The following is a 19,843-nucleotide window of genomic DNA, read 5'->3' as shown; positions in this document are numbered from 1 at the left end:
TTTCTCAGTGACTTGTTTTACTGCTTCAATTTTGAATTCTTCAGGGTATCGTTTACTGCTCATAAGCACCTCGTTAATTAGCCATTTTATCTAACTAAAAGGTGTCTACAAAATCGGTGGCTATTCAATCATGATCTAAAAAGTTATTACTAAAGTAAAGTGCTGTACCATGTAAGGCTTCAAGTGCTATTTCTAATTCATTTTTAACTTTAACAGGTACTTTATTTGATTCTGCTTGTTTTGTTGTACCTGTAGTTGATTTTAATTTATATATCGATTTATTAAATTCGCCATTTTCTAGTGCGGGAACACGCACTCTGGCAATTTTTGAATTATTTAAAATTAACTCTACAAAGATTAAATCTAATTTATTGCAACTATAGATTTTGGTACAACCATTCGGATCAATTTTTCCTCCATAACTTTTTTGAGTTGTCGTATTTAGTAAGGTATAGCTTAATTTTGATAAAAGGTCTTTATTATCACAGGATACTTTTAAACGAGCCGTATAAGTCATTCTTCTAACTCCGATATCTCTGCATCATATTTATGCACCATAACCGTATATTTTTCTTCCTTATTTTTTGAGGTAATTCTAATAATTCCATCTTTGGGAACCTCTCCTGTTCGTACATTCCCCTTAGAATCAATAAGACTAAAAATTGGAGAGCTTTCTAATAATTTATTGTTTATTTTATGTCGCACATCGAACTCTAAAATATAGGAACTATTATGTGAGGCAGGAAGATAGGGAATATCATGCATTACCTTTTCTCCTGATAAAAATTGATGCTGCCCTGCCTTCATCTCAAACTGACCACCCGTCATCGGCAAAATTCCGGCACTACTGATCTCAACTTGAGAACCGCCCGCAGTTAAAACAATTTCCTTCGCTGCTGTAATTTCGATCTGATCTTCAGTGGAGATAGTTTTGATACCTTTGCGTGCAATAATATCCATCCCATCATTTTGCGCCTGTAGTTCAACTTTGCCTTTTGCGGCATAAGCTCTTAAGCCTTGTTGGGCTGCAAACAGACTAACTTTAGAAGAGGCATGCCCAATAATATTTTTCTGCGAACTTAAATTAATACTGTCCGCTGACTGGTGGCTAATTTGACCCTCCGCAGACAAATGAATATCCTGCTGGGTACTCAGCGCAATGGATTTTGGTGCTGTCAGAATCATAATTGCCTGTTTAAAGGCAGCTGCCTTGTCTTGATCTTGCTGTTCAATTTTCTCAATAAAGCTTTTTAAATTTTCAAAGATTTCAAGCGGATCAGTTTGCTGGTTTTTAGCAACATCACTTAGCGCCTGGCTCATCTGCAAGCCTGATTCAAGCTGGCTTTTCGCTGGTTCAGCATCCATATGTGAACCGTCTGCGGCTTGCTGTTTATGAGCCGAAATCAATAACCCTTTACCTGCACGGACTGCACCCCATTGGTCAGTTCTAAGTTCAAAACCTTCACCCCGTCCTTCACTTTCAGCCTGTTCTTTCGGATGACTCAAGTTACCCAGATTGAGCTGACTGGCAGCTTGACTACTATGTAACTGTATACTGATCTGGCCAGTCGTATCATCAAAACGTAACTGGTTAAAGCCTTGCCCCTGTACTTCTTGCGAGCGAATACCACTGAGTTTTTTGGTGTCTGGTAGTTGTCCTTTTTGATCAAACTTCGTCGGAGAACGTTGGCCTTCATGAATCCGACCTACCACAAAAGGCCGATCAATATTGCCGTCGAAAAAGTCGACGACCACAATTTCACCAATGCATGGCAAGAAACGGACCCCATAACCTATACCTGCCCACGGGGTCAGAACATCTACCCAGGCTGAATCTGTATCACTGTCATTGCTGCCTGCACCACCATCGTGAGCATGGTCATCCGAACGAGTGAACAGAAAACGGATTTTGATCCGCCCCCATTCATCCACATAAATTTCTTCATCTTCTGGCCCGACTACCTTGGCGCATTGCGGATAGGCCTGTGGCCGCTGCAATAAAGGTTGATACTCAGGAACCAAGTGAATATGGCGACGTTGCAAGACTAGCTGGTTGGCCTGACGCTCACCTGCGTCCTTGGATTCTGTCATCTGCCAACAGCTTTGCTGAATTAAAGCATGAACCTGCTCATTTAAGTCTTTAGGCAAATTATTTTGGTTATAAAATTTCCTAGAGATGATTAAAAATTCTTTATCTACTGCTGGATGCTGGTCAATTTCAGGATGCTGATCCAGCCGAAACCAGTAACCCACTTGGGCATCACGTACCGTGGATGTTGCTAAAAATTGTTTGGCCTGTGCATCATAGAAATGCTGCAAATTTTGGTTTATTTTCTCGATTTGTGCATCCGAGGCTAGAGTTGCCTGATCTGCATGCCTGAGATCAGTGATCCATGCCGGACTGATGTTCCAGCCTTGTTCCAATGCCAGGCTGGCATTATCCTGAACCTGACTCTGCTGGTGCTTGCTTTGTACTGAACCTATGCCTTCTTCCTGATTCAAGCGACCGGCATGCCAGCGCTGGATATGTACAGCGGTCGGCTGCAACTGCCGTTCTGCAATAAAACTGGTCATGCTATCTTCTTGTTCAGTCGCACTGGAACGATGGAAACGGATCGCTCTGCGGCTTAAAGCTTGGTAGTAGCTATTGTCATCAATTAATCTAAGCTTTTGCGCTGCAATCGCTGCAGATGAATGCACAACTATAAGCTCAGACTCATCAATCAGCCAGTTAATCCCCTCACTACGCCATAAACGGGTTAAAAAGTCATAGTCGCTTTCATTCAACTGCATAGTAAAAGGACGCACATCATAAGTTTGCTGCAAACCGGATAAATCCAGCTTGAGTGCAGCCGCAAATAATGGACTCTTACGCTGCCATTCTTTGAATAAGATTTCAGTAATCTCCCGGACACTCTTGTCCATGAACACACGACTATTACGGCGTTTATGCCATAGCGACGTTGCATCTTCCAGGGTGAGTTTATAAAGCACTAATGCACCATCACTCTGTCCCTGAGTTGCTGCAGTAATAATTCCGGAACTGCGAAATAACTGTCCTTGATCCGTGACCTGATCTATCGCTACTTGAATTCCAATAAATTCCTTAAGGGGAATCAAGGCATTAGTCGACACACAAATCAGCTCAATCTTTAGTCCCTGATTCAGGACATGTTGGCCATCAATACGTTGCAGAAAAACTTCAGAATTAAGTTTTTGATGGGAAAACTGAACAAGCAAAGCACGCTTCTGTGCGCTAAGACCCAATTGCTCTAATACTTGAGCGATATGATTTTTTATCATTTTTAATTGTTATAAATATTTTTGCGGCATTATAGTGAATTATTTATATCCAGCCTAGATTCATTGGTCTGGCCATGGTTCCGATTCATCACTGTAATTCTGGAAGAGGCTTGAATATCAAAATTTTTATTTTCTGAAAATCAGGAATTTCAAGCAGATCAACTATTCAAAAAAATAGCTTTCTTTTCATTTTAATCTTTCAAAAATATGGGCAAATGAATCACTCATCTGCCCAAAAAAATCTTTTAACCGCCTTTTTTTACCAGATAATGGAACTCTTTATTGCCATTTTCATCCAGACGCTCCTCTTGGAGTAGCAGTTCATGGCCAAGGTGCATACAAAATTTTGGAATATCCCAGGAAGTTGAATTATCCGTAGCAAAAACTTCAACTACATCACCAGCTTTAGACTTACGGATGGCTTGATGCAACATCATCACTGGCTCAGGGCAGCGTAATCCACGGGTATTCAATTGCAGGCTTGGCGTAATTTCAGCTTCAGACATCGACAGACTCAGGAATTCAAGATCAGCCTTATTTTAGCATAAAGCGGCTATCGCATTGCAGCCCGCGCTTTGAACCAATTCACAAAACCATACTGACCCGCGCGATCAAGTCTGCGCAGCATAATTACAATAGACAAGCGTATTTTCTGCGGTATGATAAAATCACGTTTTTTTAGATATTAAGAGTCTTTAGGAAAGATCATGCACGAGGAATCAGGCCCGTCGTGGGGTATGCGCGGCTTACGTAAATGGCTGGGAACTGCACCCGAAACTCGCGACGAACTGCTAAAATTAGTACAAGATTCACGTCGATTTTTAGAACCCGATACTGTTGCAATGCTGGAAGGCGTATTGGATCTGCCAGCCACCAAAATTCGTGAAGTCATGACGCCAAGAACGTCCATGATTAGCTTGCAGGAAGATGACCAACTTCTCGAAATTCTGCATGTTTTAGTTGAATCTGCGCATTCGCGATTCCCTGTGTTCTCATCGGATCAACCGGATAATGTAGTTGGTATTTTACTGGCCAAAGATCTGCTTCCTTTCCTGACCGAGCCTTCTGCCAAAGTCGATATTCGTGCCTTGATGCGTCAGCCGCTGTTTGTGCCGGAAAGTGCGCGTTCGGATCAGGTTCTACGTATGCTGAAAAATACCCAGACTCATATTGCGGTAGTGATTGATGAGTACGGTACAACTTCAGGCCTGGTGACATTAGAAGATATTCTCGAAGAAATTGTGGGTGAAATTGAAGACGAACATGATATTGCGGATGAAGAAGCACAATATATTGTTCCGGATCAAGACCCGAAGACAGCCAATACCTGGGTAGTACAAGCGCTGACGCCAATTGAGCATTTTAACAATATGCTAGATGCCAATTTCTCCGATGATGAAGTTGAAACCATGGGCGGTTTGTTATTACAAGAAATTGGTCTGGTAAATGATTTGGAAGGTCAGACGATTGAACTGGAAAACTGGCAATTTACCATTCTTGAGGCAGATTCACGTTCTATTCGTTTAATTCGAGCTGTGCGCCAATGAGAGCATATTTCGATAAGCTATTAAATCCAGCCCAGCAGCAAAAGCAGCTAGCCTTAATTTATCCTGTATTGATTGCCTTATTTGCCGGCGCTATTTTTAGCCTGGCACTGGCACCTTATCATTACTGGTGGCTGGCGATTCTCTCTCCTGCCTTACTGTATGCTTGCGTCCGTGGTCGTAGTGCGAAACAGGCCTTTGGGATTGGCTGGGCTTATGGGATTGGATTGTGGTTTGTGGGTGCATTCTGGCTCTATACCTCTATTCATGTGTATGGCGATACCAGTGCTTTCCTGAGCGTAATCATGATCCTGATCATGGCGATTGTCATGGGACTGTTTACTGCGCTTCAGACTTTTATTTATCGTCGCTTTTTCCCGGAAACACCCCTTACCTTCGCCCCACTTTGGGTGATCTTTGAATGGGCCAAAACCTGGGTATTTACCGGTTTCCCATGGCTCTTTGCAGGTTATGCTTTTACTGAGCTTTATCTGGATGCCTATGCGCCTTTATTTGGTGTATTTGGGGTGTCCTTTGTAGTGATTGTTCTGGCCTGTGCGCTGGTTGAAATCTTAAGTAAACGGGTCTTCTGGATCGTGCCTTCTGCACTCTTGTTATTGGGTGCCTGGGGTGCTGCACAACTGACTTTCGTGCAAGAAAAAAATGAAAAGCCGCTCACCGTTTCTCTGATCCAGGGCAATATTCCTCAGGACCTGAAATGGTTAACTGAATATCAGGTAAAAACTCTGCTGATCTATGCCAATCTGAGCAAGACTGAATGGGGACGTGACCTAATTGTCTGGCCAGAATCTTCGATTCCGATGTTCCAGACCGACATCGAGCCTTTCTTGGAGGCCATGAAAGTTCAGGCAGAAAAATCTGGAACAGCTTGGGTCACAGGTATTCCGTTCTGGGATCTGGCTGAGTCACAGGAAGTAGGCACGCCAAAATACTACAATAGCATTATGGCGACCGGTGATGAGTCGAGTGGACTTTATAAGAAGCAGCGTCTGGTGCCTTTTGGAGAATATATTCCACTCTCTGGTGCACTCAGTTGGGTACTTCCAGCTCTACAAAACGACCCTTCGGTGAGTGGTTTCTCGCGTGGCGCGGATATCCAGAAACCATTAAATGTGAAAAACCATCCTTTAGGTGCAGCGATTTGCTATGAAGTGGCTTATCCAAACCTGACTCGTCGTAATGCCAGCCAAAGCGATTTTCTGGTGACCGTATCTAATGATGCCTGGTTTACTGGCACTGCCGGTCCACAGCAACATTTACAGATGGTACAAATGCGGGCCAAGGAAAATGGTCGCTGGTTTATTCGTGCTACCAATACTGGGGTAACTGCGTTCATCGACCACAATGGCCATATTGTGAAACGTGCACCTATGGATAAAGAAGCTATACTCCGCGGTGAGTTACCCGCCATGCAGGGTGAAACGCTTTACATGAAACTCAGCGATTGGCCAGTGCTGATTTTCTCCGTATTGTTATTATTACTGGGTTGGCGCTTCCGCCCACGTAAGGTGGATATCAGCTTTAAGTCGAGAAGATAATTCTCTCAAAAGTCCCTCTTTTAAAAAGGAGGAGCTATAAAAAAACCGAGGTTCATGCCTCGGTTTTTTATCTATATGTTATTAAAACTGGATCACCAGATAAGACAACATGCTCGCCAGTGACAACATTGGAATATAACGATAGATTTGTACAATACCGTTTTCAAATGCAGAAGCCTGTTCTTGTTTAAACTGCACGACAGATGCTTTTAATGCTGACCAGAAGCATAGTACGAATAAGGTACTCATCATGCTAATGGCAAAGAAACCCACCATAATCTGGCTGCTGCCTTCAGTGGTCTGCCATAAATGCAAAATTCCTTGGCTGGCTGGAAGAATGCTTAAAACCAAAAGAACAGATTTCAGCATCGACCAATGAAACTGGTTTATTTCATCCGACAATATTAATGCTTTCATACCATTCTCCTTTGGCTAAAAAAGGGCCATTAAGAATATTATGAGCTATTTTTTGTAAATAGAAAGTCTATATTTATTCACATTTTACGATAATTGTAATAGATAAATATGGGAATAATTCTTATTATAACTATCAAATCATCAATATTATAGTAATAGCATTAAATTCAGTTATTTATATTATATTTTATGATTGAGAGTTATTATCACTTCACCCAATATTGAAACAATCAATCAAGTGAAGTGATATATTCAATAACCTACTAATTTATAATAATTATCAGTTAAGGTTGGTAATAAATATCAGCATCAGTTCCTTCGCCACCCGCCTGTCCATCAGCACCAAAAGAATACAAGTCGAAGGCACGGCCGTTAGTTCCCGGAATCACGTATTGCAGGTCATTATCCCAGCTGTCTTTTGGATAACCACCTTTCACATAGCCGCCTGGGAGCCAGTTCTTCGCTGTTGCCGGCTGATTTACCAGCGCATCCAGACCACCTTCCTGCATGCTTGGATATTTGCCATTGTCCAGCTTATATTGATCCAGTGAACCCGCAATACTCTGCAATTTGATGACTGTGGTATCCACTTTAGCCTTTTCACCGCGTCCCATTACATTTGGAACAATTAGGGCCGCAAGCACACCGAGAATAACAATAACCACCATTACTTCAATCAGGGTAAAACCTGAGGCACGATGTGCACGTAACTGGCTCACACGTACGGTAGGTTCAACAGCTGTAGTTGAAGGGTCTATGGCTTGATTTGGATTCCTTTTCATTCAATATCTCTCATTCATCTTTAGAAAGTTTCAGGCACTTTCAATTCTTTGTAGACGTTACACATGTTATTTAAATCATATTATTCATATTGACGATTGGCAGCATCACTGCGATCACAATTACCAGCACAATACTGGCCATGAGTACCAGCATCAGCGGCTCCAGAAGCGCAAGTAATGTCGAAATCAGTGTGGTCACTTCCCGATCCTGCATGGTCGATGCCCGTTCCAGCATACGATCCAGCTCCCCCGAGGCTTCACCACTTTTGATCATTTGTACCATCATCGGGGGGAAATAACCACTACGTTCCAGCTGGGTAGCCAAGTTCCCGCCTTCAGTGACTTTTTCAGCAGCCAAATTAACCGAATCCCGGATCACCCAGTTATTACTTACCGCTGCCCCGATGCGTAAGGCATCCACCAATGGCACACCAGACTGAGTCAGAATCGATAGAGTACTGGCAAAACGGGCAGCATTAATGCCACGTGATAATTTTCCGAATAAAGGTAGTTTCAGAGTCAGGCGATCAAAAGCATAATGCCCAGCGGTCGTTCTTAAAAAACGTACCAGCAGAAAAATACCTGCCGCACTCCCTATCAACAAAAATGGCCAGGCGATCCGGATAAAATCGCTGGCTTTCATTAAAGTCACTGTAATCCACGGCAAGGCATCTTTGCTTTGATCAAAGGTCTTGACGATATCCGGTACCACATAGGTCATTAGACCCATCACAATTGCAAAAGACATCAAGAGCAAAATAATCGGATAGATCATCGCCCCTTGAATCTTTTTCTGCATGGCGAAGCGGTTTTCGGTATAGTCAGCTAACTGATCCAGAATCAGGTCCAAGTGACCAGAACGTTCACCAGCCGCAATGGTGGCAATATACAGCTCTGGAAAACGTCCAGACTGTTGTAGCGCCTGAGCCAAGCTATGTCCTTCCAGCACTTTAGAACGTACTGACATCAGCAGATTTTGCACATGAACTTTTTCGCTCTGCTTGCCGACGGCGCGAATAGCTTCTTCCAGCGGAATTGCGGCAGCGACCAGTACCGAGAGTTGTCGGGTCATAAGAGCCAAATCATAAGCAGTAATGCTTTTTTCAAACCATTTGCGACGGTAGTGCTGGTCTTTTTTCTCAACCGGATCTACAGAGACCGGAATCAGCGCCTGATCCCGAAGCTGTTGCCGGATTTGTCGTGCTGAATCCCCCTCAAGCACGCCTTTTTGCTGCTTCCCTGAAGCGTCAAGCGCAGTAAACTGATATGCAGGCATTGTAATGCTCTAATTTTCCAAAATTTTGCTTAACGCTGTTGCGTCAGACCATCAAAATCATTCATATTCTTCAATATAAATTATCTGCTCACTCTAACATAACTGAACTTTGAGCACGACGAAATTTCATCAGGACCCACTCTGTTACTATGCCAAATTCTGTTCCCGTTACTGCCCCTATTTATCGTGTTCGTGTTGCAGTGCCGGTGCATCTGTTTGACTGTTTTGACTATAGCTTGAGTCAGGAACAATATCAGCAGGCAGAAGTGGGTGCCCGAGTCGCGGTTTCTTTTGGCCGGCAAAATCTGGTCGGCGTGATTACTGAAAAATTACCGCTAGATGCTCCGATTGATCCCAGTTTCAAACTGAAAGCCATTACCGAGCTTTTAGATGACCGTGCCATTATAGACTCTCAAGTTTTAAGTGTATTGACCTGGTCAGCGCAGTATTACCAGTTCCCTATCGGGGAAGTGATCCAGACTGCCTTGCCGACCTTATTGCGTCAGGGCAAACCGTATAATCTGCTGGCCCGAAACTGGAAATTGCTGGATCATGAGGCTGAAGCCAAGGTTCGGCGTTCCGAGAGGCAACAGGAAGCCTATCGGATTCTAAAACTACATCCGGTGGGAACAACTGAGAATCTCTTAAATCTGGCCGGAATAGAAACAGCGACTTTAAAAGCGCTCGAAAAAAAAGGAATTTGCGAATGTGTCCTGGAAGCACAGGATTTTAGCCCGCAACCTGTACAACTGGCCCAGATGCCATTAACGGCCAATCCGGAACAAAAGCATGCCATTCAGCAAGTGCTGAAATACCGCAAGCAATATCAGGCCTTTTTACTCGATGGCCTGACTGGCAGCGGCAAAACTGAAGTCTATCTTCAGATCATGGAACAGGTACTTAAACAGGGCAAGCAGGTACTGGTACTGGTGCCTGAAATCGGACTGACGCCACAAACGATTAGCCGCTTTCAGTCTCGTTTCCATTGTCATATTGCTCTGCTTCACTCTGGCCTGAATGACAGTAAACGCTTACAAGCCTGGCAAGCCGCTGAAACCGGTAAAGCGTCCATTGTGCTTGGCACCCGTTCTGCGATTTATACACCGATGCCTAATCTGGGTTTGATCATTCTGGATGAAGAGCATGACCTGTCTTTTAAACAGCAGGAAGGCTTTCGCTATCATGCCCGTGATGTGGCATTGTACCGGGGACATTTACAGCAATGTCCAGTCCTCTTGGGTTCGGCCACCCCCAGCATTGACAGTTATGCACTAGTGCAGCAAGGTAAAATGCAGGTGCTGGAACTGAATCAACGCGCGGGTACAGCACTAATGCCAAAAATCCATATTCTGGATTTAAAAGTGGCACCAAAGCAGCATGGCATCAGCCTGCATCTGATTGAAGAAATCAAAAAGCGCCTGGCTAAAAAAGAACAGGTACTCATTTTCCTAAATCGTCGTGGTTATGCGCCCGTACTGATTTGTGGCAGTTGTGGTTGGCAGGCGCAGTGTCCGAATTGTGATGCCAATTTCACTGTGCACCGGCAACCTTATCAGCATCTGCATTGTCATCATTGTGGCACCATTCATCGTATGCCTGAACAGTGTCCGCAATGTCAGCATCAGGAGCTGGCTACTTTAGGGATGGGGACTGGAAAAGTTGAAGAACATCTGAATGAGCTTTTTCCAGATTCTGAAGTGATCCGGGTCGATCGCGACTCAACCAGCCGGGTGGGTAGTTGGCAAAAGATCTATGACAAGATTCAAAAAAGCGAGCCTGCAATTCTGCTCGGCACGCAGATGCTGGCCAAAGGCCATCATTTCCCTTATGTCACGTTAGTCGCGATTTTAGATATCGATTCCGGTCTTCTTAGCGTTGATTTCCGGGCCACAGAACGTACAGCACAATTGATCGTACAGGTCGCAGGACGTGCAGGACGTGGGGAACATAAAGGGGATGTATATTTACAGACCCTAAGACCTGATCATGCGCTGCTGAATACCTTAGTCACTGAAAATTACCGCGCTTTTGCCAAGCAGACTTTGACCGAACGGCAAATCGCCCAGATGCCTCCTTTTCGTTATGCCGTGCTGATTCGCTGTGAATCCAAAGATCAGGCACAAAATACCGAATTCTTACAGAAACATGCTGCCCTGCTCAGGCAATATCCCGATCTGGTGCTGGACATCTGGGGTCCCATTCCTGCCCCGATGGAACGCAAAGCCGGACGCTATCAATCCCATATGGTGCTATTGTCCGCAGACCGTGCCCGTTTGCATTATTATGTCCGTAGCTGGTGGCAAAACCTGTTACAGGATAAGCCATCCAATATGAAGCTGACACTGGATATCGATCCACAAGAACTCAGCTAAAATATTGAGACCATCTTCATTTGATAAAGGCTCAACTTTAAGACTGGATGAAAATAAAATTTAAGGCGGAAAAATGTCGATACTGTTACAAATAGCGCTGGTTCTGGCGATTGCACTGTTCATGGTGCCACTGAGCCATAAACTCAGACTGCCAACAGTGCTGGGCTATTTACTGACAGGTTTAATCATTGGGTCGAGTGCCTTAGCGCTGATCTCTGCTCCTGAGGTGATGCAGACTTTTATTCAAATCAGCCTGTTGGCCCTAATGTTCTGGATTGGTCTGCAACTCAGACCACAACGAATTCTTCAGCTTGGGCAACCCCTGTGGTTTATGGCCATTTTACAGGTACTGAGCACGGCCCTGATTTTGAGCCTGCTGGCCTGGTTCTTTCTCGATCAGCATCTGGTTTCCAGCATTGTCATCGGACTGGCCGGCAGCCTCTCTGCCATGACGTTGGTGACCCAGTTTTTAAATAATCAGCAACAACTGGCGACCAGTTATGGTCAATCCGCTTATGCCAACACCCTGATTCATGCACTGATTGCAATTCCTATCATTGCAGCGATTCCGCTTTTTGCTGGGGTCAGTTCAACAGAACATGGCATAGCTTATTTTGCTGCCATGATGGCTACCTTTACTGGCTTATTTCTATGTAACCGCTATTTCATGCAGCCGCTCTATCGCTGGATTGCCAAAAGTGGTCGTCATGAATTGCATAGCATTGTTACCATTGTCATTTTCTTGGGCTTACTAGTCCTGATGGATACGCTGGGACTGAATCTGTACCTGGCAGCATTATTTTCCGGTATGTTACTGGCAGATTCTGATTTCCGGATTTCGATTGAAAAGAGTCTGCAGCCTTTTAGCGGTTTATTGATTGGGTTGGCTTTTATCAGTCTGGGCATGTCATTGCAGTTTGCCGATGTGCTGACGCAACCCGTATTGATTATTGCCGGAACACTTTCGCTGATCCTGATTAAATTTGCGATTACCTTAGGATTGGCACGTTATTATCAGCATAGTTGGCGCAACAGTACGCTACTGGCCGCCAGTGTGGCACAAAGTGGTGAGTTCGCTTTTCTGGCACTCATCATTGCGCTTTCGCAGCAGATCGTTACTCCAACCCTGCTCTCCCCATTGATGTGGATGGCAAGTTTATCCATGCTACTCACACCGGCATTTTACTGGTTATTGCATAACCAGATTCTGCCACGACTGGATCGGCAAAATCATTTGGCAGCGACCTTTGACATTGAAAGCCTTCCACCAAATACCGCACCAATTTTATTAATCGGTTTTGGCCGTTTTGGCCAGATCATTGCCCGTATTTTGCTGCAACAGCAGCAAAAATTCAGTGTAATGGACAGCAATATCGAAGCAACTGAATTGCTGACCTCTTACGGTATTACCTTCTATCAGGCCAATGCGACTGAGCCAGAGGCTTTAGCTCAGGCACATCTGGATACGGTTCAGCATGTGATTGTCGCCATTGATGATATTGAAGATTCACTGCTGACCGTCCGACATCTGCGCTTAAATTATCCTGACATGTCTTTATGGGTACGGGCACGTAACCGGCATCATGTCCATCTACTTCAGGAGCTGGGCGTGGAACGAATCTGGCGAGAAACCTATGCTTCTGCACTAGAACTAAGTCAGTGTCTGCTAGTTCAGCTGAGCGGACTGTCTGAAGAACAGGCGCAACAAAAGATCCATGAGTTTCATACTCATGATCAGAAACTGCTCAATCGTCAATTTCATCCGGATACGGAGAGTCCGTTTAATTTCGCAGGCTCAAGGAATACACTGGCAGAACTGGAGCATCTTCTTGCTCAGGATCAGCTAAAAAAAGCACCAGAACAGGATACGGACACGCAACAGGACAACAACGCTTCAGGAATTGATGCCATAAGAGATGATCTGGCATAACTTGTGTTTTACAATAATGCCACCATTAAAGCAGGGTTATGGAGAATTTTATGTCTGATTTACGCCAACGCTTTTTTATTGAAGATAGCCCTGTTCGTGGTGAAGTGGTGCATCTTGAAGAAGCTTTACAAACAATTTTGGCCCAGCGTGACTATGCGCCTGCAGTAAAAATCCTGTTAGGTGAAATGCTGAGTGCCACTGCACTATTGGCCAGTACCCTGAAAATTAAAGGGCGTATCAGCCTGCAAATTCAGGCTTCAGGCACATTTAAATGGGCAATGGCTGAATGTAACCATCGCGGTGAAGTACGTGCACTGGCGGATTACGAAGAAGATCCACACTTTCAGGCAGCAGAAGATAGCAGCACAGTTTTAAAATCACTGACTAATCCAGTGCTGTTTATCAATATCGAGCCTGAATTTGGTGAACGTTATCAAGGTATTGTTCCGCTTGATCAGGAAAATCTGGCTGGCTGTCTGATGCAATATTATGACCTGTCTGCCCAGATTCCGACACGTATCGTGCTGGCCAGTGATAACAATCGTGCAGGTGGTTTGCTGATTCAACTGCTACCGCGTAACAGTGAAGAAGAACAACGCCGTGTCGATGAAGACTTATGGCCACGTCTGACCATGCTGACTGAAACATTAAAAACAGAAGAACTGGTCACTCTGGATGCCAATGAAATTCTCTATCGTTTATATAACGAAGAAGAAGTGCGCTTACCAGAAGTAGAACATTTGCAGTTTGGCTGTACCTGTTCTAAAGAACGTTGTGCGATTGCCTTACAGCAGATTGGTGTAGAATCGGTTCGTGAAACTTTAGAATTCCAGAATCCAATTGAGATGGACTGTCAGTTCTGTAATAGCCGTTATATCTTTACGGCTGAAGAAGCTTTGAGCCTGTTTGGTGAACACCTCAGTTAATAACCGCCCCTGTTCGGCTCAAAAAAGCACTCAATATTGAGTGCTTTTTTCATTTTATATTTTCATAAAATATTGACCAAAATTTCTCATATAAAAAGACAAATGTACTTAATTTCAAGCTTGCCACATGATTAAAATTTGCACACCGATAGAATCAGAAGATCAACGGTATTTTCAAAGTAAAAAAATCAAAAAAATAAGTGGAAGATTTTAAATGAAATTTCGATATTTAATGGGTGTGATGTTATGTGCTGCGCAGAGCTTCAGCTATGCAGCCGAAATCACGGGGACATGGAAAGCCATTGATGACAAAACGGGCTATGCGCGTGCTGATGTTGAAATCAGTAAACTCAATGATGGTACTTATCAGGGTAAAGTTGTTCGTATCCATGCCATTCCAAATCGTCCTGCACATACCCATTGCTCTAAATGTAAGGGGGCACTGAAAGACGTACCTATTCTGGGTCTATCTGTCTTATCAGGTCTAAAACCAAATCCAGAAAAGAAAAATGAATTCGTTAATGGTTCAATTCTCGATCCACTAACCGGCAATATCTATAAAAGTAAGGCAACGCTGAATTCCCGAGGCAATGTGCTAACGCTTCGTGGCTATGTAGGTACACCCATGCTCGGACGTACAGTGTCTTGGGTGAAAGTCGAGTAAATCTCATGTTTTTATAAATTCTCATCTGTAAGCTGTCTGGCCAGATCAAAGGCTTGGACAGCTTAAAATCATTATCTTTATCCCATTCCTTATCACGTAAATACTTACTCATTCTCATCATGCTGAATGAACGTAATTTTTAACTCATATTCATTTTTCTTAATTTAATGTGATTATTGACTGGTATTTAGTGTATTTTTCACGCTATATTAATCCCATAATTTTTTTATGCCTTTAAGAAGTTAAATATATTTTCAATAGCATGGGGTAATGTGGCAATGAGATTCAAACTGCTTTGTTCTATCATTCTTACAGCAGCAAGCACCATCAGTCTATCTGCTTTCGCCAACAGTGACCCATTACTTGGCCACTGGAAAACCATTGATGACCGTACTGGTTATTCCCTGGCAGATGTGGTGATTAGTAAAGATGCTCAGGATCGCTATATTGCCAAAATTGTGCATGTTCGTGAGATTCCAGGGGCAGCTCGACAGCAGACTTGCACCCTATGCAAAGGCGCATTGAAGGATCAGCCGCTCATTGGACTGACGATGCTTAAGGGACTGAGTAGTCATCCCGAGCATAGCAATGAATTTATTAACGGCACTCTGCTCGACCCGGTTTCTGGTCAGCTTTATCAGGCTCATGCCCGCCTGAAAAATAATGGCAGGCATCTTGCCATTCATAGTCGTGCTGAAGGTGCACCGGTCGGACGCAATATGACCTGGATTAAAAACTAGTTTCGAATTCAGAGTATTAATAAAAGCTCCTTAGGAGCTTTTTTATTTTAGGTCATGTGATAATTCACATGAATTCATTAATTTTATGCCAATCTCATCACATTTTGTGCTATTGATTTCGTTACATTTTATGAATAAATTAGAGTAATAAATCTAATACGAATAATCATTGATCAACAGGCATGTTATGAAGAAAATTTTAAGTCGCTTAATGATGGGGATCACATTGGCAACAGCAGCAGGTTTAAGCTTTGCTTCTGAAGATCCACTACTGGGGAAATGGAAGACTATCGATGATCAATCCGGTTATTCTCGTGCTGATGTCGAAATCCGTAAAAAACCAGATGGCAGCTATGAGGGAATTATCGTAGAAACCCGTAGCCTGCCAGGTGCAGAAAGACTGGGAATCTGTAGCAAATGTCCAGGACAGCTTAAGAATAAACCATTTATTGGCTTGCCATTTATCTGGGATTTTAAGGCAGACCCCAAAAAACCTCGCGAATTCCATGATGGCAAGATACTTGATCCAATCAGCGGTAAAGTTTACAAAGGTAAAGCACGTTTAAGCGCCAATGGCAAACGCCTGACCCTGCGTGGTTATGTAGGCGTTTCGGTTATCGGACGCAGTGTGACCTGGATAAAATACTAATTTTTGTCAGTTTTCCATGCCCCTGTTTCAGGGGCTTTTTTAATGGTTATGATTTGAAACAATTAAGTACAAATAAAAACTGTTTCCCTTAGCGCAAACTCATAATAATGAATTGAAGACGGTTATTTTTTATTCACACAATGATCTATCTTCAGCTGCAATTCAATCTGCTAAGGACTCTGAAACGGAGTATTCATGCGACATGTATTCCTCAATTCATAGGCATGGGTAAATGTGTGTTGCAAACAGCGGATGGTTTGCAAATGACAGATAAAACTATAAAAACAGATGCCCGCCTAGATCTTTGTTTCCCTGCTCAGACTGAGCTGTTCAGGTTCAAGCAGGATTTCCATAGGATAGGAGTTCCTCTTCTAGGCAGGATGCTGGTTCAACTAGCATCCCATACCGTTAGGGCACAGCGCAGCGGCCATAAAATATTATGGCATTCCCCTACTTCAGGACGACCTTCCTTTCTGAATGTCTCAAGCCTGGCTGTTTAAGGAGTAGAGCTATGACTACAATTCAATATAGAGAAAACTTTTCCAACGGTTATATCCCCTCTGAAATCATGGATGATCGTACCTTTGATTTGTTCCACTTTTCTGAAGCATGTGGCCAGAGTCCGGAATGGGTGATGCAACTCATTGAACATGGAATTTTGCCGAACCGTTCTAAAACGCATCCTGGTACCTTCCTCGGGGAAGATATTACTCGAGCACAACGGGCTTACCGTTTGCAGCGTGATTTTGATGCTTCCTTTAGTGCCGTTGCCATGATGCTGGATCTCATTGATGAAGTGCAGGAATTACGTCGTGAGGTGAAACATCTGCATTTCAAGTAATGCCTTTTAATGTCCGGTCTGCTTGAGTTAGATCAATGCGGACTAGGGCATATTTTGCTTTTTTCTTTTATTTTTTGAGTGATAAATATCCCTATGAAAACCAAAGACTGCAATAAAAAGATCAAATATATGTTCCCAGAATACCGTGATTTAATTGTGCAATTACGTGAGGAAAATCCGTACTTTGCCCGACTGTTTGAGGAACATAGTGAATTGGACAAACAGATTAGTCAGCTTGAACTCGATCCAGTCAATCATATCAATGATGATATCGATGCGATTAAACGCAAAAAACTAAAACTGAAAGACGAGATTTATCGCATGCTGAAAAACTCTGAAGCCGATCCGCTTACCTAAATGAGAACAGCTTTCTCAACCAAGAATGTTTCAATATAAGGTTTAATCATCCGTTTTATCTACAATGTGATTATTAAATGATTTCGGTGCTTAAATAAAGAATCTGTCCAAATAAAAAAGCCCGCATGATGCGGGCTTTTTCAGACTTAAAAGTAATCGAATTATGCTTGTTCGATGTCTTTCATGGTCAATTTAATACGACCACGGTTGTCAACGTCAGCAACTTGTACTTTCACTTCCTGACCTTCTTTCAATACGTCAGCCACGTTGGCAATACGTTCGTTAGAGATTTGAGAAATATGAAGCAGACCGTCAGTACCTGGCAGGATGTTCACGAATGCACCGAATTCAACGATACGAATCACTTTACCTGTGTAGATTGTGCCTGGCTCAACTTCAGCAGTCAGTGCCTGGATTTTTGCAATCGCAGCCTGTGCAGCAGCTTTAGTTTCACCAAATACGCGTACTGTACCGTTATCTTCGATGTCAATCGCAGCTTTAGTTTCTTCAGTGATTTGACGGATAGTCGCACCACCTTTACCAATCACGTCACGGATCTTGTCAGGGTTGATGTTGATCACTTGGAAAGTCGGCGCGTGCATAGAAATTTCTGGACGAGCACGTGAAATTACTTGATTCATCGCGTTCAGGATGTGCATACGACCTGCATAAGCCTGGTTCAATGCAACTTCCATGATCTCTTCAGTAATACCTTCGATCTTGATATCCATTTGCAGCGCAGTAATACCGTTAGCAGAACCCGCTACTTTAAAGTCCATATCACCAAGATGGTCTTCATCACCCAGGATGTCAGAAAGAACTGCGAAACGTTCGCCTTCTTTCACTAGACCCATTGCGATACCCGCAACTGGTGCTTTAAGTGGAACACCGGCATCCATCAAGGATAGAGAAGCACCACATACAGATGCCATTGAAGATGAACCATTAGATTCAGTGATGTCAGATACGATACGGATCACGTACGGGAAGCGGTCAGCTGCTGGAAGCACGGCTTGAACACCACGACGAGCCAGACGGCCATGACCGATTTCACGACGTTTAGGACCAGACTCACGACCTGTTTCACCTACAGAATATGCAGGGAAGTTGTAGTGAAGCATGAAGTTGTCAGTTTTAGTACCAGCCAAGGTATCTACCATCAACGCATCACGAGTATTACCCAGAGTAGTAGTGACCAATGCCTGAGTTTCACCACGTGTGAATAATGCAGAACCGTGAGCACGGTCTAATACGCCAACCTGTACATCAAGGGCACGAACAGTTTTAGTATCACGACCGTCAATACGTGGTTTACCAGACAGGATGTTGTCACGTACGGTACGGTATTTAAGATCTTCAAATAATTCGTTTACGTCATCAGCAAGACCAGTTTCGTCACCTTCTGGAACGAACTGAGCGAGCGCTTCTGCTTGAAGTGCATCAAGTGCTGCATAACGGTCTTGTTTCACCGCAATGGTATATGCTTCAGAGATTTTCGCTTCGAATGCTTCTTTCAGTTTTGCACGAAGGTCTTCGTTTTTCTCAGGAGCCACCCAAGTTGATTCTTTCGCACCAGCTGCGGTCGCGAATTCTTTGATTGCTTGGATCGCGATTTGCATTTCATCATGACCGAACAATACTGCACCCAGCATTTGGTCTTCTGAAAGTTCTTTCGCTTCTGATTCAACCATCAGTACTGCAGATTCCGTACCTGCAACGACAAGATCAAGATCACTTTCTTTCAATTGTTCAAAGCTTGGGTTTAGAACGTATTCACCGTTGATCAGACCCACACGTGCCGCACCGATTGGACCACGGAATGGTGTACCTGCGATCGCAAGTGCTGCAGAAGTACCCAGCATTGCTGCAATGTCAGCTTCCATAGTCTTGTCAGAAGATACAACAGTCGCAGTCACCTGGATTTCGTTATAGTAACCTTCTGGGAACAATGGACGAATTGGACGGTCGATCAGACGTGAAATCAGCGTTTCAGCTTCAGATGCACGGCCTTCACGTTTACCGTAACCACCAGGAATACGGCCAGCTGCGTATTGTTTTTCTTGATAGTTAACAGTCAGTGGGAAAAAGTCTTGACCTGCTTTAGCAGTTGGTTGAGCAACAACAGCAACTAATACAGTTACGCCGCCCATAGTAATCAATACGGTATTGGCCTGACGCGCAACACGACCTGTTTCTAGGACAACCTGATGTTGACCAAATTGGAATTCTTTACGAACAATATTAAACATCGACATGTTTTATTTTTTCCTGATTTTATTCTAGTGGAGACCCCTAAGGTTTGGCATTCACATCCAAATGGACGGGTAAATGACAAAGCTTAGAAGCCGACCTCACCAGAAATAAACACTATTTTTAAACACAAAGAAGGAGCGAACATTCGCCCCTTCCCCTGATCTAGCCAAAGGCTAAACCGACTTTAGTTTTCAGCAATAAAGCATAAGGCATGCGATAAACCCGAAAAT

17 protein-coding genes are annotated in these 19,843 nt (G+C 43.6%); 10 read left to right on the top strand and 7 right to left on the bottom strand.

Translation table 11 applies throughout. The features are described from left to right. Window positions 1-124 precede the first annotated feature (124 nt). The 3 genes from FTV25_RS01275 to tusA form a co-directional block, all read right to left on the bottom strand. A complete protein-coding gene (locus FTV25_RS01275; protein WP_257218920.1) occupies window positions 125-517 on the bottom strand; it encodes a hypothetical protein in 393 nt (130 codons plus the stop codon). After that, window positions 514-3,303 carry a type VI secretion system Vgr family protein gene (locus tag FTV25_RS01270; protein WP_180002545.1) on the bottom strand — a complete coding sequence of 930 codons (2,790 nt, stop codon included), beginning with the start codon at window positions 3,301-3,303 and terminating at the stop codon, window positions 514-516. Before FTV25_RS01270 ends, FTV25_RS01275 begins: the two co-directional genes overlap by 4 nt. Window positions 3,304-3,548: 245 nt before the next feature. Next, window positions 3,549-3,809: a sulfurtransferase TusA gene (gene tusA, locus FTV25_RS01265; RefSeq protein WP_004781744.1), complete on the bottom strand. Its 261-nt coding sequence runs from the start codon at window positions 3,807-3,809 to the stop codon at window positions 3,549-3,551. Between the two features lie 201 nt (window positions 3,810-4,010). Here tusA and FTV25_RS01260 point away from each other — a divergent pair, with 201 nt between their 5' ends. Together FTV25_RS01260 and lnt are read left to right on the top strand one after the other, a co-directional pair. Next, on the top strand, window positions 4,011-4,850 hold the full coding sequence (locus tag FTV25_RS01260) for an HlyC/CorC family transporter (protein ID WP_218947769.1): 840 nt from the start codon (window positions 4,011-4,013) through the stop codon (window positions 4,848-4,850). Continuing rightward, on the top strand, window positions 4,847-6,406 hold the full coding sequence (gene lnt / locus FTV25_RS01255; protein ID WP_180002544.1) for an apolipoprotein N-acyltransferase: 1,560 nt from the start codon (window positions 4,847-4,849) through the stop codon (window positions 6,404-6,406). The genes FTV25_RS01260 and lnt overlap by 4 nt, the downstream gene beginning before the upstream one ends. Before the next feature lie 81 nt (window positions 6,407-6,487). Here the strand turns inward: lnt and FTV25_RS01250 are convergent, their stop codons facing one another. From FTV25_RS01250 to gspF, 3 genes are all read right to left on the bottom strand, one after another. Continuing rightward, window positions 6,488-6,823 (bottom strand): hypothetical protein, encoded by a 336-nt coding sequence (locus FTV25_RS01250; RefSeq protein WP_034705833.1) that lies wholly within the window; start codon window positions 6,821-6,823, stop codon window positions 6,488-6,490. A 284-nt stretch (window positions 6,824-7,107) separates the two neighbouring features. After that, a complete protein-coding gene (gspG, locus tag FTV25_RS01245; protein WP_005232473.1) occupies window positions 7,108-7,605 on the bottom strand; it encodes a type II secretion system major pseudopilin GspG in 498 nt (165 codons plus the stop codon). A 70-nt stretch (window positions 7,606-7,675) separates the two neighbouring features. Beyond that, window positions 7,676-8,881 (bottom strand): type II secretion system inner membrane protein GspF, encoded by a 1,206-nt coding sequence (gene gspF / locus FTV25_RS01240; protein WP_125278818.1) that lies wholly within the window; start codon window positions 8,879-8,881, stop codon window positions 7,676-7,678. Window positions 8,882-9,030: 149 nt separating this feature from the next. On the opposite strand from gspF, the gene FTV25_RS01235 reads away from it, so the two are divergent. The 8 genes from FTV25_RS01235 (at window position 9,031) to FTV25_RS01200 (ending at window position 17,360) form a co-directional block, all read left to right on the top strand. Continuing rightward, window positions 9,031-11,253 carry a primosomal protein N' gene (locus tag FTV25_RS01235; RefSeq protein WP_180002543.1) on the top strand — a complete coding sequence of 741 codons (2,223 nt, stop codon included), beginning with the start codon at window positions 9,031-9,033 and terminating at the stop codon, window positions 11,251-11,253. A gap of 73 nt (window positions 11,254-11,326) precedes the next feature. After that, complete coding sequence (locus tag FTV25_RS01230; protein ID WP_180002542.1) at window positions 11,327-13,183, top strand: cation:proton antiporter; 1,857 nt, start codon at window positions 11,327-11,329, stop codon at window positions 13,181-13,183. Between the two features lie 50 nt (window positions 13,184-13,233). Beyond that, on the top strand, window positions 13,234-14,109 hold the full coding sequence (hslO, locus tag FTV25_RS01225; protein ID WP_159123419.1) for an Hsp33 family molecular chaperone HslO: 876 nt from the start codon (window positions 13,234-13,236) through the stop codon (window positions 14,107-14,109). 214 nt (window positions 14,110-14,323) lie between these two features. After that, complete coding sequence (locus FTV25_RS01220; RefSeq protein ID WP_180002541.1) at window positions 14,324-14,773, top strand: DUF2147 domain-containing protein; 450 nt, start codon at window positions 14,324-14,326, stop codon at window positions 14,771-14,773. Between the two features lie 278 nt (window positions 14,774-15,051). Further along, entirely contained in the window at window positions 15,052-15,513 is a 462-nt protein-coding gene (locus FTV25_RS01215) for a DUF2147 domain-containing protein (protein ID WP_180002548.1), read from the top strand. A 187-nt stretch (window positions 15,514-15,700) separates the two neighbouring features. Continuing rightward, window positions 15,701-16,162 (top strand): DUF2147 domain-containing protein, encoded by a 462-nt coding sequence (locus FTV25_RS01210; RefSeq protein ID WP_180002540.1) that lies wholly within the window; start codon window positions 15,701-15,703, stop codon window positions 16,160-16,162. 511 nt (window positions 16,163-16,673) lie between these two features. After that, window positions 16,674-17,003: a chaperone modulator CbpM gene (locus FTV25_RS01205; protein WP_004781729.1), complete on the top strand. Its 330-nt coding sequence runs from the start codon at window positions 16,674-16,676 to the stop codon at window positions 17,001-17,003. Window positions 17,004-17,096: 93 nt separating this feature from the next. Continuing rightward, entirely contained in the window at window positions 17,097-17,360 is a 264-nt protein-coding gene (locus FTV25_RS01200; protein WP_004781728.1) for a YdcH family protein, read from the top strand. A gap of 161 nt (window positions 17,361-17,521) precedes the next feature. Here FTV25_RS01200 and pnp read toward each other — a convergent pair whose 3' ends face one another. Continuing rightward, a complete protein-coding gene (gene pnp / locus FTV25_RS01195) occupies window positions 17,522-19,609 on the bottom strand; it encodes a polyribonucleotide nucleotidyltransferase (protein WP_171505581.1) in 2,088 nt (695 codons plus the stop codon). Window positions 19,610-19,843: the final 234 nt, after the last annotated feature.

It is taken from the genome of Acinetobacter sp. YH12249 (assembly GCF_013417475.1).
Taxonomy (GTDB): Bacteria; Pseudomonadota; Gammaproteobacteria; order Pseudomonadales; family Moraxellaceae; genus Acinetobacter.
This window is presented reverse-complemented; position numbering and strand designations above follow the sequence as displayed.